This is a genomic window from Mesorhizobium sp. LNHC252B00 (genome assembly GCF_000502955.1).
Lineage (GTDB): Bacteria > Pseudomonadota > Alphaproteobacteria > Rhizobiales > Rhizobiaceae > Mesorhizobium.
Genome location: NZ_AYWO01000027.1, coordinates 1 through 15039, shown reverse-complemented (window position 1 = coordinate 15039; position 15039 = coordinate 1). Strand labels below are relative to the sequence as shown.

The 15039-nt window shown below is 62.5% G+C and carries 9 protein-coding genes, 2 tRNA genes and 4 pseudogenes; 12 read left to right on the top strand and 3 right to left on the bottom strand.

All coding sequences use genetic code 11. The features are described from left to right. Positions 1-178 precede the first annotated feature (178 nt). A complete protein-coding gene (locus X744_RS145320) occupies positions 179-889 on the bottom strand; it encodes an SIMPL domain-containing protein (RefSeq protein ID WP_023761810.1) in 711 nt (236 codons plus the stop codon). 133 nt (positions 890-1022) lie between these two features. On the opposite strand from X744_RS145320, the gene X744_RS145325 reads away from it, so the two are divergent. Next, positions 1023-1098 (top strand) — tRNA-Ile (locus X744_RS145325). An 83-nt stretch (positions 1099-1181) separates the two neighbouring features. Here X744_RS145325 and X744_RS1000000171120 read toward each other — a convergent pair. Then, positions 1182-1709 (bottom strand): annotated as a pseudogene (locus X744_RS1000000171120) (tyrosine-type recombinase/integrase); the annotation flags it as partial. On the opposite strand from X744_RS1000000171120, the pseudogene X744_RS1000000172580 reads away from it, so the two are divergent. Further along, positions 1710-2034: pseudogene (locus X744_RS1000000172580) on the top strand (zincin-like metallopeptidase domain-containing protein); the annotation flags it as partial. Between the two features lie 204 nt (positions 2035-2238). Here the strand turns inward: X744_RS1000000172580 and selD are convergent. Continuing rightward, on the bottom strand, positions 2239-3315 hold the full coding sequence (gene selD, locus X744_RS145330; protein ID WP_031260916.1) for a selenide, water dikinase SelD: 1077 nt from the start codon (positions 3313-3315) through the stop codon (positions 2239-2241). A 444-nt stretch (positions 3316-3759) separates the two neighbouring features. On the opposite strand from selD, the gene fdnG reads away from it, so the two are divergent. From fdnG to X744_RS1000000175450, 10 genes and pseudogenes are all read left to right on the top strand, one after another. Then, positions 3760-6846 (top strand): formate dehydrogenase-N subunit alpha, encoded by a 3087-nt coding sequence (gene fdnG, locus X744_RS145340; RefSeq protein ID WP_084025639.1) that lies wholly within the window; start codon positions 3760-3762, stop codon positions 6844-6846. A gap of 12 nt (positions 6847-6858) precedes the next feature. Then, positions 6859-7809: a formate dehydrogenase subunit beta gene (fdxH, locus tag X744_RS145345; RefSeq protein WP_023761805.1), complete on the top strand. Its 951-nt coding sequence runs from the start codon at positions 6859-6861 to the stop codon at positions 7807-7809. Continuing rightward, entirely contained in the window at positions 7796-8494 is a 699-nt protein-coding gene (locus X744_RS145350; protein ID WP_023761804.1) for a formate dehydrogenase subunit gamma, read from the top strand. Before fdxH ends, X744_RS145350 begins: the two co-directional genes overlap by 14 nt. A gap of 114 nt (positions 8495-8608) precedes the next feature. Further along, positions 8609-9529, top strand: coding sequence for a formate dehydrogenase accessory protein FdhE (fdhE, locus tag X744_RS145355; protein ID WP_023761803.1), 921 nt, complete (start codon positions 8609-8611; stop codon positions 9527-9529). A gap of 7 nt (positions 9530-9536) precedes the next feature. Beyond that, the gene (selA, locus tag X744_RS145360) at positions 9537-11033 is read left to right on the top strand and encodes an L-seryl-tRNA(Sec) selenium transferase (RefSeq protein ID WP_023761802.1); all 1497 of its coding nucleotides are present in this window, start codon (positions 9537-9539) and stop codon (positions 11031-11033) included. Next, complete coding sequence (locus tag X744_RS145365) at positions 11020-11808, top strand: tetratricopeptide repeat protein (RefSeq protein ID WP_023761801.1); 789 nt, start codon at positions 11020-11022, stop codon at positions 11806-11808. Before selA ends, X744_RS145365 begins: the two co-directional genes overlap by 14 nt. Continuing rightward, positions 11805-13640 (top strand): annotated as a pseudogene (gene selB / locus X744_RS1000000172575) (selenocysteine-specific translation elongation factor); the annotation flags it as partial. The gene X744_RS145365 and the pseudogene selB, both read left to right, overlap by 4 nt. 123 nt (positions 13641-13763) lie before the next feature. Continuing rightward, positions 13764-13859 (top strand) — tRNA-Sec (locus X744_RS145370). 162 nt (positions 13860-14021) lie between these two features. Next, entirely contained in the window at positions 14022-14330 is a 309-nt protein-coding gene (locus X744_RS145375; protein ID WP_156938611.1) for a hypothetical protein, read from the top strand. Positions 14331-14941: 611 nt separating this feature from the next. After that, positions 14942-15039, top strand: a pseudogene (locus tag X744_RS1000000175450) (protein-L-isoaspartate O-methyltransferase); the annotation flags it as partial.

The window sequence follows — 15039 nt, the reverse complement described above, 5'->3', positions numbered from 1 at the left end:
CGAGTATCAGCCGGAGACACGACCTTCTGCGAAGGTCGGTCTGGACTAACCGGCCCCCTTTCCGCCGGAAGGCGAAAAACCCCGCGGGGGCGATCCCGCGGGGTTTTTCATGCGCGTTGGTGGCTGGTGGTCGGATCCGTGGTCGGACAAGCCTCAGCCATGGATCGTCAGAGCCCGCTTACTTCAGTTCGAAGGTGACCGTGACCTGCACATTGTAGGAATTCTCGCCGGCCTGCACCGGAGCCGCGGCACCCGCGGCGTCGAAGGCCTTGGCGTTGATCGGCATCGGCGTCGGCGCGATGTTCTGGTCGGTGATCTCGAGCACCTTGCCGAGGCTGACGCCGGCGGCCCCGGCCAGCGTCTTGGCCTTGGCCATCGCATTGGCGACCGCCTTCTTGCGCGCTTCGGCGACTGTGGCCGCCGGGTTGTCATTGGTGAAGGCGATGCCGCCGCCCTGGTTGACGCCCAGCGACACCGCCTTGTCGAGGATCTCGCCGGTCTTGTCGACATCGCGCACCCGCACCGAAAGCGTGTTGGTCACCTGATAGGCGACCAGTTCGGCCTCTTGGCTGCCGTCCGGCTTGTTGGTGTAGTTGTAGCGCGGGTTGATCTGGATGCCTGCGGTCTGCAGGTCGCGGTCGTTGATGCCGGCCGATTTCATCGCCGCGATCACGGCGGCCATGGCGTCATTGTTGGCGTCGAGCGCGGCGCGCGCGGTCTTGGCCTCTCGCATGACGCTCAGCGTCAGGACCGCCAGATCGGGGGCTACGGTTGCCTCGCCTTCGCCTGACACGATGATGCGAGGCGGCGTCGGCAAATCGGTGGCTCCAGCCATCGCCGGAAAAGCGATTGCAGCGGTGAGCGCGAGAGGCAAAAGGCGTCTGGTCATGAAAATCTCCTTGGTCTGCGATCTACTCGCAAAGGTTGCGTAGAGCGAGATTATGCGTTGATTTGGGCGATCTGCGGAAGCCCGTCGGGAAAGCCTTGTGCGGCGACAGGAAAAACATTATCCAGCCGGCGTGGGGCCTGTAGCTCAATGGTTAGAGCCGGCGGCTCATAACCGCTTGGTTGGGGGTTCGAGTCCCTCCGGGCCCACCATTATCGTTATTTATCAATGGCTTATTGACCGGCTCGCTACGAAGTTCGCCAACAGGTTCGCCAAGCAGTGGTTTGCGCGTTACCAGCCGTACGACTCGGTCCATGCCTTGTACAGCCAAACGCACCTGCGACGCTTGCCGCGAATAGAGCTCTGCATGGTCGATGTCGTCGTGGCCGAGAACGTCCATCATCTGCCTCGTGGATGCCTCCGCTTCGGCGAGATAGACCCCCAGCGACTTCCTCAAACCGTGCAGCGTAAGGCCCTTCGGCAATCCGGCGAGAGCGCACCAGCGTGCCATGGCACCGGTCAGAGATTTGGGCGAGAAAGGATGGCCATAGCCCGTGACCAGGACTGTTTCGCCGCGCCGGTCCGCGGCGTCCAGGATCTTAGCCAGCATGGGAGTTACTGGAACGAAAAGCCGCTTGCCGCCGGTCCTTCCCGGGTTCTTGGCCTGAACAATATCAAATCCATCGAATTGGCGCTCGACACCATCGATCAGAACGCGGTGGGTTACGCGCTGGTCCCATCGCAAGCCTGCGACATCGCCTCGACGATTGCCAAGCCAAAGAGCAAGCCCGTAGCAAGTGCGCGCGGAAGTGCCGACTGGCAGCGCGCCTGGGAGACCGGTGAGGAAGCACAAGCGATGCCGTTCCCTGAAGCGCTTCACAGTCTTCAACGCCGCGCAGTGCGAAAATCTGCCGGATGGGGTCGCGATCGACGCGCCGCGCCCGGCTCTCCACCTGATCGAGCCGAGGGTCGAGGCCCTGATACGCGCGGCCAGAATCGACTTCCGCATCGGTGGCAACAGCGCTTTCTACATGCCGGCGCTCGATTATGTGCAGGTCCCGTCACCAGAGGATTTTTTCGAGCCTATCAACTGGCACCGCACGGCGCTGCATGAGCTTGGCCACGCTGCCGGCCATATGTCTCGGCTGACCATGTCGAGCACGCGTTCCGAACGCATGGCCAAGTGGAACGATTCTCCGGATAGAGGAGCTGATGTTTCCGCAGCGTTCGCCGCCAATCCAGCGTGGACAGAGCAGGCGGCGTCTTTGCCTGCCGATCCAGTGGTGGCAGGAGGTGGAGTGCCGCGAACTGGAGGGCGCACCCCGTCATCTGGCGGGAAGCGGAGCGGCCGTTCAGGCCTCTACTACTATTGTCGGCGCGCCGGGCCTGGCATGGCCGATGATGCGAGCCGAAGGATAGCCGTCCGCGACGATCCACTCAACGAGCGCCGCTGCGCGGTCGGCCTCGCAAGCAACCAGCAACCCGCCCGAAGTCTGTGGATCCGTGAGAAGATGGCGTCGCCAGTCGGGCATGCCGGGAGGTAAGCTTATCGCGTCGCCATAACTCGCCCAGTTGCGCCGCGATGCGCCGGTAACGTGGCCGTCGACCGTGAGCGAGGCAGCTTCGGAAAAGAGCGGCACGTCGTGGCTGCAAATTATGAGCGTGCACCCGGAACCGCGTGCCATCTCGAGGGCATGTCCGAGCAAGCCAAATCCGGTCACGTCGGTTACGGCGTGGACGCTCGCATCCTGCGCCAGTTCCGATCCGATCCGGTTGAGAAGGGTGGTGGAGGCGATCATTTCGCGATAGCCGCTCTCGGAAAGCGCCTGCTTCTTGATGGCGGCGGAATAGATGCCGACGCCGAGCCCTTTCGTCAGGATCAAGGCGTCGCCCGGTCTGGCGTCAGAATTGCGTCGGATGTCCTCGGGTCGGCAGGTGCCGATGACTGCAAGGCCGTAAATCGGCTCCGGCGAGTCGATTGAGTGGCCGCCGGCAACTGGGATTCCGGCGTCGGCGCAGACAGCTTCGCCACCTCTGAGGATTTCGCGGACCATGACCGTCGGGATCTTGTCGAGAGGCATGCCGAGAATAGCCAACGCCATGATCGGCCGGCCACCCATCGCATAGATATCGGACAGGGCGTTGGTCGCGGCAATCCGACCAAAATCGTAGGGGTCATCTACCATAGGCATGAAGAAGTCGGTGGTCGCAATGACGCAAGTCGCGCTGTCGAGTTGCCAAACTGCCGCATCGTCGCCGGTCTCCGTGCCGACGAGAAGTTGATGATAGGGACTGGCAGCCGCCGGATCGGCGAGAAGCTGCTGCAGCACTGACGGCGCCAGCTTGCAGCCGCAACCGCCGCCATGGGCGAGGCTGGTCAGGCGCACAACGGGCGCTTTGGTGATTTCAGGCGAGAGGGCGATTGCCATGATCGTCTAGCCTCCTCTGCTAGCACGCTTTAGTGGGGATCAAAGTCAACCGGCATGGAAAATAAGATCGCCCAACGCATGGCACGTTTGGAGCACGCTTGCTTTCAGCGGATTTCGTTGAGTTAGAAAAGCCAAGGGCCCTATCCGGCGTGCGAGGCATCGCCGTCATTGGGTATCGATCGAAAGGCGCCCCGACCCGCGGGAGCTGTTTCATCGCCACGCCTTACTCTATGGCAATGCGTTCATTTTCGTCAATCGCAGTCGCGGTCACAATTCCGATTTGCGGGCCACAAACCTGTTGCAGGAAGGCGGTTCGGAGGGGCACTTTTGCTGCACCGTACGCGCCTTGTTCCTTGGCATTGATTTTATTTGGTCCGACACTAGTTAGTCGGATTGACCGTTGGTTCGAGTTGCCTTGTGGGGCATCGGCTTCGGGAGGAACCCATGAACATCAATCTTTCTCGACGCGCGTTCCTGCAAACAGCAGGCGCGGGCGTCGCCGGTACTTCGCTTGGAGCCCTCGGCTTCGGCGATAGCGAGGCCGCACACGCGGCGGCTATACGGCCGTTCAAGCTCGCGAACACCACCGAAACACGCAACACCTGTCCATACTGCTCGGTGGCTTGCGGCATAATCTTGTATTCGAAGGGCGATCTCAGAAAGGGCGAGCCGGCCGACATCACCCATATCGAGGGTGACACTGATCATCCGACCAATCGCGGCACCTTGTGCCCCAAAGGGTCGGCCCTGCTCGGATTTGTCAAGTCGCCGACCCGTCTGCAACATCCGATGATCCGCAGACCGGGCTCGGACAAGTTCGAGCCGATAAGCTGGGAAGATGCGCTCGGCCGCATCGCCCGCCTGATGAAGGACGATCGCGACAAGAACTTCGTCGCGATGAACAATGACGGCGTGACGGTCAACCGGTGGATCACCACCGGCTTCCTCGCCGCCTCGGCTTCGACCAATGAAACCGCGTTCGCGACCTACAAGGTGGTCCGCAGCGCGGGCATGCTGGTGTTCGACAACCAGGCACGTGTCTGACACGGCCCGACGGTGGCGAGTCTCGCCCCAACATTCGGCCGCGGCGCAATGACCAATTCCTGGACCGACATCAAGAACACGGATCTCGTCGTCATCATGGGCGGCAATGCCGCGGAAGCGCATCCTTGCGGCTTCAAATGGGTCACAGAGGCGAAGGCCAACCGCGGCGCCAAGCTCATCGTCGTCGACCCGCGCTTTACGCGCTCGGCTTCGGTGTCGGATGTTTACGCGCCGATCCGCCAGGGAACGGATATCGCCTTCCTGCTCGGGCTGATCAACTACTGCATCCAGAACGATAAGGTGCAATGGGACTATCTGAAGGCCTTCACTAACGCGACGTATGTCGTCAAGGAGGGCTTCACCTATCAGGACGGCCTCTTCTCTGGCTATAACGAGGCGAAGCGAGACTATGACAAGTCCAGTTGGGACTATGACATAGGCCCGGACGGCTTTGCCGTTGTCGACGCGACATTGGCCAATCCCCGCTGCGTCTGGAATCTGCTCAAGAAGCATGTCGCGGTCTACACGCCGAAGATGGTCGAGCGCATCTGCGGCACCCCGAAGGACCGGTTCCTGAAGGTGGCTGCGATGGTCGCCGAGACGTCGTCTCCGACCAAGGCGATGACCTCGATGTACGCGCTCGGCTGGACCCAGCACTCGAAGGGCTCGCAGAACATCCGCGCCATGGCGATGCTGCAGCTTGTTCTCGGCAACATTGGTATACGCGGCGGCGGCATGAACGCGCTTCGCGGTCACTCCAATATCCAGGGGCTGACCGACCTCGGGCTGATGTCGAACCTGCTGCCCGGTTATCTGACGCTGCCGACCGAGAAGGAGGTCGATCTGGCAGCCTACATGTCGACCCGAGGCTTCAAGCCGCTCCGGCCGAACCAGATGAGCTACTGGCAGAACTACAGGAAGTTCTTCGTAAGCTTCCAAAAGTCAATGTGGGGCAACGCGGCAACTCCGGAGAACGGCTTCGCCTATGACTACCTGCCGAAGCTCGACCTGCCGGGCTACGATCTGCTGCGGGCTTTCGAGCTGATGCACCAGGGCAAGATGAACGGCTATTTCTGCCAGGGCTTCAACCCGCTACAGGCAGCTCCGAACAAGAAGAAGGTGATCGAGTCCCTCTCGAAGCTCAAATACCTCGTCATCATGGATCCGTTGGACACCGAGACGGGCCGGTTCTGGGAGAACCACGGGCCGTACAACGATGTCGATCCGTCGCAGATTCAGACGGAAGTCTACCAGCTTCCCTCCACCTGCTTCGCCGAGGACGACGGCTCGCTGGTCAATTCGGGGCGCTGGCTGCAGTGGCATTGGGCCGGCGGCACGCCGCCCGGCGAGGCCAAACGCGATACCTGGATTATGGCGCAGCTCTATCTGCGCCTGAAGGAGCTCTACACCAAGGAAGGCGGCGCCTTCGCGGATCCGATCGTTAAGCTCAACTGGCCTTATGCCGATCCCGGCGATCCGAAGGCCGAGGAGCTTGCCCAGGAGATCAATGGCAGGGCGCTCGCCAGGGTAACCGACACGGCCGACCCGACAAAGGTGCTGGCCGAGGCCGGAAAGCTCTTGCCGGGCTTCGCCGCGCTGCGCGACGACGGCTCCACCTCCTGCGGCTGCTGGATCTATTCCGGCTGCTTCAACGAAAACGGCAACAACATGGCCAGGCGGGACACCACCGATCCTGACGAAACCGGCGCCTATTCCAAATGGGCGTTCTCATGGCCCGCCAACCGCCGCATTCTCTACAACAGGGCGTCGGCTGACCTCACCGGAAAGGCTTGGGATCCAAGCCGCAAGGTGATCGAATGGGACGGCACGAAATGGTCGGGCTACGATGTCCCCGACATCTTGCCAACGGCAAAGCCCGATCAAGTAGGCCCGTTCATCATGAATCCGGAAGGCGTCTCGCGCCTCTTTACCCGGGGCATGATGCGCGACGGACCATTCCCGGCGCACTACGAGCCATTCGAGTCGCCCATCGCGAACCCGATAGCTCCCAAAGTCCGCGGCAACCCCGCAGCGCGGGTGTTCGAAGGCGATATGGCCCAGTTCGCCGAATCGGCTTCGCAGGAGTTTCCCTACGCGGCGACCTCCTACCGACTGACCGAGCATTTCCACTTCTGGACCAAGCACGTCATCACCAATGCGGTGATGCAGCCGGAATTTTTCGTGGAAATTTCGGAACAGCTTGCGGCCGAGAAAGGCATCACCAAAGGCGGCTGGGTGCGCGTCTGGTCGAAGCGCGGTTCCGTTGTGGCGAAGGCCATGGTGACCAAACGGATCAGGCCGCTCACCTGCGATGGCAAGACCGTCCACATAGTCGGAATACCGCTGCACTGGGGCTTCACGGGAGCGGCGAAGAAAGGCTTTGGCCCCAACATGCTCACCCCCTTTGTCGGCGACGCCAACATCGAGACGCCGGAATACAAGGCGTTCCTTGTCAACATCGAGCCCGTCGCCGGGCCGGTAGCGTAGGAGGAGTAAGCGATGTTTCCTCCACTTCCAAATCCTTCGACGACGGATACCGCACCGCGTTTTTCCGACAAGGACCTCATCCGCCGCTCTGCCTCGACGGTTCCCGCGCCCGAGCAGCAATTGACGGAAGTCGCCAAGCTCATCGATGTTTCGAAGTGCATTGGCTGCAAGGCATGCCAGACGGCCTGCATCGGGTGGAACGACACGCATCCGGAGATCGGCCTCAATGCCGGCGTCTATGAGAATCCTGCCGATCTCACGCCGGACATGTTCACGCTGATGCGCTACAGCGAATGGGACAATCCCGAGACCAACGAACTCGAATGGCTGATCCGCAAGGATGGCTGTATGCATTGCGCTGATCCGGGCTGCCTCAAGGCTTGTCCGGCACCAGGCGCCATAGTGCAGTATTCGAACGGCATCGTCGATTTCGTCCATGAGAACTGCATCGGCTGCGGCTATTGCATCAAGGGTTGCCCGTTCAACATTCCGCGCATCTCCAAAGTCGATCACACGGCCTACAAATGCACGCTCTGCTCCGACCGCGTGGCTGTCGGCCAGGGACCAGCCTGCGCCAAGGCGTGCCCGACCCAGGCGATCGTGTTCGGCACGAAAGACGAGATGAAACAGCACGCCGACGGCCGCATCAAGGACCTGAAATCGCGCGGCTATTCGAATGCCGGCCTCTACGATCCGCCCGGCGTCGGAGGGACGCATGTGATGTATGTGCTGCACCATGCCGACCAGCCGGAGCTCTATTCGGGTCTGCCGAAGGAGCCGAAGATCAGTCCGCTGGTGGAGGCGTGGAAGGGCGTGACCAAATATGCCGGCCTCACCATTCTCGGCGTGGCGGCCGGCGTCGGCCTGCTTCACCATCTGGTCATGGGACCGAACCGGGTCTCCGAGACGGATGAGGAGCATGCCGAAGAGCTGACGGAAGGCAAAAACGATGGCCGCGTATGATGTGAAGCCTAACGAGCAGGTACATCCCGGCAAGCCAGTCATCGTGGACCGCTACACGGTGGGCGCGCGGATCAACCATTGGATCACGGCGGCCAGCCTGATCCTGCTCGCCTTGTCCGGCCTTGCCATGTTTCACCCGAGCCTGTTCTTCCTGTCGCGGCTGTTTGGCGGCGGCCAGTTCACGCGCTTCATTCACCCATGGATCGGCGTCTTGCTCTTCGTTAGCTTCCTTGGGCTTTTCCTTCGGTTCTGGAAGGCCAATTTGTGGAGGCCCGAGGACGGAACGTGGCTCGCCCGTTTCCGTGACGTGTTGTCCAATCACGAGGACAACGTCCCCGAAGTCGGCAAGTACAATGCCGGCCAGAAGCTCGTCTTCTGGTCAATGTCGATCCTCATCATCATCCTGATTTCGAGCGGCGTCGTCATCTGGCAACAATATTTCGCCGCTTACACCACGATCGGCCACCAGCGGATAGCGCTGCTTGTTCATTCGATCGCTGCCGTGGCGATCATCGGCGTCTGGATTATTCATTTCTACTCGGCCATCTGGGTACGCGGCACCATTCCCGCCATGACGCGCGGACGGGTGACCGGCGGCTGGGCGTGGCGGCATCATCGCAAATGGCTGCGGGAACTGATCGCAGGCAAGCCGAACGGACGTTCGGGATCGAATCCCGCCGAATGAGCGGGTATTTGTTTTTACGCAATTCCGGACGGAAAACCGTTATACACTTTTGGTGGAATTGCTCTGGAGCAGTGTCAAGCCGACCACGTGGCCCGTGAGGTTCGTGAGGTTGAAATGCCAAGGCAACAAGATCCGTCACGCCCTGACCCGACAGTAATCGGCGAAGTCTCGGCCCCACCCTTTGCGCGCGTGCCTGATCCGCGGACCTTGTTCATTCGCCGCTCCGAGCGATTGATTGTGTTGGCGGATGACCACCAGCTCGGCCCCTATCTCCGCTTCCTGGCTGCACTGACGGATGCGCAGCACCGCATCCAGGACGGCTTGCCGGAGATCGAATTGCCGACCGCGGAGGCGCGCGAGCGCGCACGAATCTTCGGTATGCCGCCGCTCGATCGCAACCAATTCACTTCGGATGCCGCCCTTGGAATGACGCTCGGCCGCCTGTTGGAAGTGGCAGCTACGATCGAAAAACCCGAGGCTGCCGCAGCCGCCTTGGGCAGGCTCACAAACATCGGTGCATCCAGAGTCGATTCCATGGTGCGCAATGTACTCACCGATGCAATCCCAATCAAAGCGCTTGCCGAGCATGTCTATGTCGCGGCCGCGCTGCAGGTTCACTTCGCCCGCCTCGCGGCATGTCTCGACAGCTCGAAGCTCGTTGCGGTTGCCGACGGCGCCTGTCCGGCCTGCGGTGGGCCGCCCGTGTCCTCGATCATCGTAGGTTGGCACGGCGCACACGGGGCGCGGTTCTGCGCCTGCGCGCTGTGTGGAACATTGTGGAACCACGTCCGCATCAAATGTACGCTGTGCGGCTCGACCAAGGGGATAGGCTATCAGGAAATCGAGGGAGGTCCTGGCACGGTCAAGGCCGAGACCTGCGATGCATGCGGCTGCTATGTAAAGATCCTGTACCAATACAAGGATCCGGCTCTCGATCCGGTCGCCGACGACGTGGCGACGCTCGGCCTCGACCTGCTCGTCCGCGAGGGCGGCCATCGCCGCGGATCGTTCAATCCGTTCCTTGTTGGCTATTGAGGATGCGATGACCACTTCATCCGCAAACCCTTTGCGCAATCTTCCGTCGGTCGACCAAGTGCTGAGGACCACGCTGGCGGCGGCCGCAATCGAGCGCTTCGGGCGTCAGGCCGCGACGGAGGCCATTCGCCGGGCCCTCGCCGATGCACGAATGGCCTCCCGCAATGCCGGAGCCGTCGTGCCGGAGGCGAACGATGTTGCCGGCGACGCGCTCATGCAGCTCAGGGACGGCGAACGCTCTTCCCTGCGTCCCGTTTTCAATCTGACCGGAACGCTGCTGCATACCAATCTCGGAAGAGCTCTCCTCGCGAAAGAGGCAGTCGAGGCTGTTCGGCTGGCGATGCGCGAAGCGGTGGCTCNCAATCTCGGAAGAGCTCTCCTCGCGAAAGAGGCAGTCGAGGCTGTTCGGCTGGCGATGCGCGAAGCGGTGGCTCTCGAATTCGATGTCGAGAAAGGCGAGCGCGGCGAACGGGACGATCATCTTCGATCGCTCGTTTGCGAGCTGACCGGAGCCGAGGATGCAACCGTCGTCAACAACAATGCGGCTGCCGTCCTTCTCGTCCTCAACACGCTGGCGCTCGGTCGCGAAGCGATCGTTTCGCGAGGCGAGTTGATCGAGATCGGCGGCTCTTTCCGGATGCCCGAGATCATGACGCGCGCCGGCGCCAGGCTTGTCGAGGTCGGCACCACCAACCGCACGCATCGCAAAGACTATGTCGCGGCGATCGGCCCGGAGACCGGGCTTATCCTCAAGGTGCACACATCGAACTATCGGGTCGAAGGGTTCACGGCCGAGATCCGGGCACCCGAGCTCGCTTCAATCGCCAAGGAGCATGGGATACCGCTGGTCCATGATCTCGGTTCGGGCACGCTGGTCGATCTAGCCCGCTACGGCCTTGGGCGCGAGACGACCGTGCGCGAGGCGGTCGCCGACGGCGCCGATCTCGTCACATTCTCCGGCGACAAGCTGCTTGGCGGTCCTCAGGCGGGTTTCATCGTCGGCAGCAGGGACCTGCTCGCAGCGATCAGCCGCAACCCGATGAAGCGGGCGCTCAGGGTCGACAAGCTTCGTTTGGCCGCGCTCGAGGCGACGTTGAAGCTCTACCGCGACCCCGACCGCCTGGCCGAGCGCCTGCCGACGCTAAGGCTGCTGGCGCGCCCGGTGAGGGAGATTGCAGCGCAGGCAAAGCGCCTTGCTCCCCTGGTTGCTGACGCCGTGGGCGAAGCCTTTGCGGTCGACAAGGTGGAGTGCCGGAGCCAAGTCGGATCCGGCGCGCTGCCGCTCGAAACTGTGCCAAGCGCTGGGCTTGCTCTCAAGCCGCGCTCAGGGAGCAGCCGGGCGCTCGAAGCGCTTGCGGCTGCGCTGCGCGGGCTGGGTGTCCCCGTCATCGGGCGCATCGAAAGCCAGGCGCTCGTGCTCGATTTGCGCTGCCTGGAAGACGAGGCGAACTTCATCGCCAATCTAGCCGGCTTAAATCCGGGAGGAACCGATGCGCTGGCTTGACCGCCTTGCGCGCCGCCCAGCCGAGACGCCTATGGCCGCACGCATGACCGAGGCCCTCGAAGCCGCTCGGCGAGGCGATCATGCCGTGGCTCTGTCCATATGGGAGCCGCTGGCTCACCAGGGCGTTGCCCGCGCTCAGAACAATATCGGCGCCTGCTTCGCCGAAGGGCTCGGCGTCGAGCGTGACGCGGATATGGCCTTTCGCTGGCTGGCGCTCGCCGCCGAGGCAGGAGATCCTGTCGGGCAAAGGAACCTGGCGTCGCTGTATTTCCGCGGCGAAGGCGTTCAGCAGGACTTTCGCCGGGCGGCCGAACTCTATCGGGCCGCAGCGGAAACTGGCGACGGACCGGCGCAGGATATGCTGAGCTGGATGCTGCTGGAGGGCGAAGTGATGGCTCCCGATGCCGGCGAGGCGCGACGCTGGGCGCTTGCCGCGGCCGATCGGGGCATCGCATCCGCGATGACCCGGATTGGGATGCTTTATCACAATGCGCTCGGCGTGCGGCGCGATCCGCACGAGGCTGTACGCTGGTGGCGCCGTGCTGCCATGCGAGGAGACGCCGAGGGGCAGGCAATGCTCGGCGCCGCCTGCCATCTTGGTACGGGCGTGCCGACCGACGCGGTCGAGGCGCTGGCTTGGCTCCTGCGTGCCGAGGCAGGCGGCAGCGCCCTTGCCCACCGCTATCTGGCTGCGGTGCGGGCCGAATTGAGCGCGGGCGATGCCGCTGAAGCCGAGCGTCGCGCCGCCGCGCCGTTGCCGGAGACCGCATCATGATCGTCGGCACGGCGGGACATGTTGATCATGGCAAAACCGCGCTGGTGCATGCGCTGACCGGTATAAACACCGATCGTTTGCAGGACGAAAAGACACGCGGCATGACCATCGATCTCGGCTTCGCCTATTTGCCGGTGCCGGGTGGGGATAGCATCGGTTTCGTCGATGTTCCCGGGCACGAACGTTTCGTACACACGATGCTCGCCGGCGCCAGCGGCATCGACTTCGTGTTGCTCGTGGTGGCTGCCGATGACGGCGTCATGCCGCAAACCCGGGAGCACCTCGCCATCATCGATCTGCTCGGTGTCAAGCGCGGCGCCGTCCTGCTTACGAAATGCGATCTGGCCGGTCCCGAGCATCGCAATGCGGTGGCGAGTGATATCCGCTCGGTGCTTGCCAGGACGATGCTTGCCGAGGCCCACCTGATTCCCGTCTCGGTCGTTACAGGCGAAGGTATCGATGAACTCAGGTATCTCTTGTTCGAGGAGGCGTCGCATCTTGCCCGGCGTGCAGTTTCGGGCCGTTTTCGATTAGCAGTGGACCGCTCGTTCACGCTGCGCGGCGTGGGCACCGTCGTGACCGGCACCGTGCTTTCGGGTTCTCTCGGTGTTGGAGACAACGTGGTCGTAAGCCCGTCGGGATTGCTTGCGCGGGTTCGATCGATCCACGCCCAGAACCGGCCGGCTGAACGTGGTCGGGCCGGAGACCGCTGCGCGCTCAATCTGACCGGCGAAAGGGTTTTCAAGGAGGCGATCCGGCGCGGCGACGTGATCGTCGATCCGAAGCTTCACGCGCCGACGGACCGGATTGATGCACGCCTTCGCGTTCTGCCGGATGAACGCAAGCCGATCGGCCAATGGTTTCCGGTCCGGCTCCACCATGCCGCGACGGACGTTGGGGCACGCATCGTACTCCTCGCAGACGAACCGATCGGGCCTGGCGGCACGGCCAAAGTTCAATTGGTGCTGGACAGTCCGATCGCGGCCGCTGCCGGCGACGTTTACGTGGTGCGCGACACCTCCGCGCAGCGAACCATCGGCGGCGGACATTTTCTCGATCTGCGGGCGCCCAGCCGCAAACGCCGCGCACCGGAACGGCTGATCCAACTCGATGCCCATGCGCTGTTGGCGCCCGAACTGGCCGCCGCCGCACTCCTTGATGCGCCGCCCCACTATTTCGACCTGAAGGGTTTCGCGCGCGACAGGGCGCTTAGTGACCGCGAGACGGAAGGCCTGATCGATCAACTCGGGCTTGTTCGTTTTGCCGTGGGAGAGATGCTTCTCGTGCTGTCGCCGGAGCGCTGGTTGCGATTCAAGCGCGACTTGGCCGCGACCCTGGAGGCCTTCCATGCCGACAATCCGGATTTGCCGGGCGTAGGAATGGAGAGACTGCGTATTGGGCTTGATCCACGTCTGCAGGCGCCCGCTTTCACGGCAGTTCTGCGGAGCCTTTCGCATGCTGGAGAAGTTGCCTTGGATGGCGCCTGGGTGCGGCTGCCCGGTCATGAGGCGCACCTGACGGCAAAGGATGAAACTTTCTGGCTGCAAATCCAGCCTCTCATCGGCGGACCCGAACGGTTCCATCCGCCGAGAGTGTGGGATATTGCCGAGGTGCTGGGCGCGCCGGAGACGGAAATCCGGCGGCTTCTGAAGCTTGCCGGCCGCATGGGGAAGGTCCATGAGGTCGCTCATGACCACTTCTTCCAGCGCGAGGCGTTGGCGCAGATCGTGGAGATCGCGCGCGACCTCGCTGCGTCGATGCCCACAGACGAGTTCACCGCTGCTCAATTTCGCGATCGCGTGGGCAGCGGACGCAAGGTCGCCATCCTTATCCTCGAATTTCTCGATCGGCACGGCGTGACGCTGCGGCGGGGAGACTTGCGCCGCCTGAACAGGCGCAAGCTGGACCTGTTCCGCCTGACAGGCGAGGGTGAGCCGCCGACGGTGCAAATTTCTGGAGGAGCATCGCCCCCGGTGGGGCGTCCGGACTTCAAATCCGGGAGGGGCCGCGAGTCGGTCTCTGGTGGGTTCGACTCCCACTCTCTTCCGCCATCCTGGTGAGCCAAGATGAACCCGACGGCTTCCTATCTGAATGACCTGAAAACGACGGCTGAGACCGCCAGGACAACCGAGGCAAGCTTCAGGCGACAAGCGGCCAATCAGATCGCGGTTCTGGAACAGGAGCGCGCTTTCGCCTTCAGGCGGCTCAACCTCATGCAGGCGATCTCGGACGCCGTGGCCTCGGCCGAAAGTGAGGAGATCGCCGTTGCCAGCGCTTTGGCCGTCCTGCGCTTGCGGCTCGGCTGGAGTGCGGACAGCGAGGCGCGCACGGAAGCGATCACGCATTTTGGCCCAGTTGCGCTTGCGCTGTTCCAGGCCGCGAAGCCGCCCGAGGACGAACCCGCCACCAATATCGGCGTGGCCCTTGCGATTTTTGAGCATTGGTACTCCGAATCCCGGGGATCGCCGTTCTGGCTGCTGTTCGAGCACCAGATCGTGGACACGCCGCTGGTCGATTTTTGACCGCCGGACTTGTCGGCGTACCGGACGTGAAAGCAAAGAGCGGAACGTCGCTTTTTTGCCGACGACACGATGCGGGAACCGGCGCCTCGCTCACCGCCGCAAGCAACTGCTTTGGGCGCGGACGCCGCAAGACGTTCACTCCCATGACATAGGAGCCATATTACGAACTTATGTCGTCGATGTTCACAAATTGACGGGCTACCTGTTGAGGCTCCACACCTACAGCAGGTCGCGATCAACGATGCAGCCCTAGCCACTGTCGTGCGTTCGCCACGGAGACTGGCACTATTGTCGGGACAGCCCTTATGCTCCGCGCTGTTTGCCAGGGGAGATCTTCTGCACGACAGAAGAACCGGCTTTACTCTCAGCGACAAGAAACTTGCACCACATTCGCCAATCGGCCTGTGACATGTGGATTTAGTCGTCGGCGTCGAAGAACTCGATGTCCGCGCCGAGAATCTCGGCGGCGGCACTGGCCTCTGCGGAGCGTCAGCCTTCCTGCTTCCAGGCCCGGGCCCGCCACTTCGAGCGCACACCGAGGATCGCCTTTCGATTCGCGACAGTGGTAGACTGTACCTGGCAGCAGACTGGTTGGAGAAAGCCCCACCGTCATGAAACCGATGACCGAAGAGCACCTTGCGATTTTACGCAGGCACATGGTCGAGATGATTGCGATCCATGCCGACCTTGCAAGCGAAGAACTCGGCAA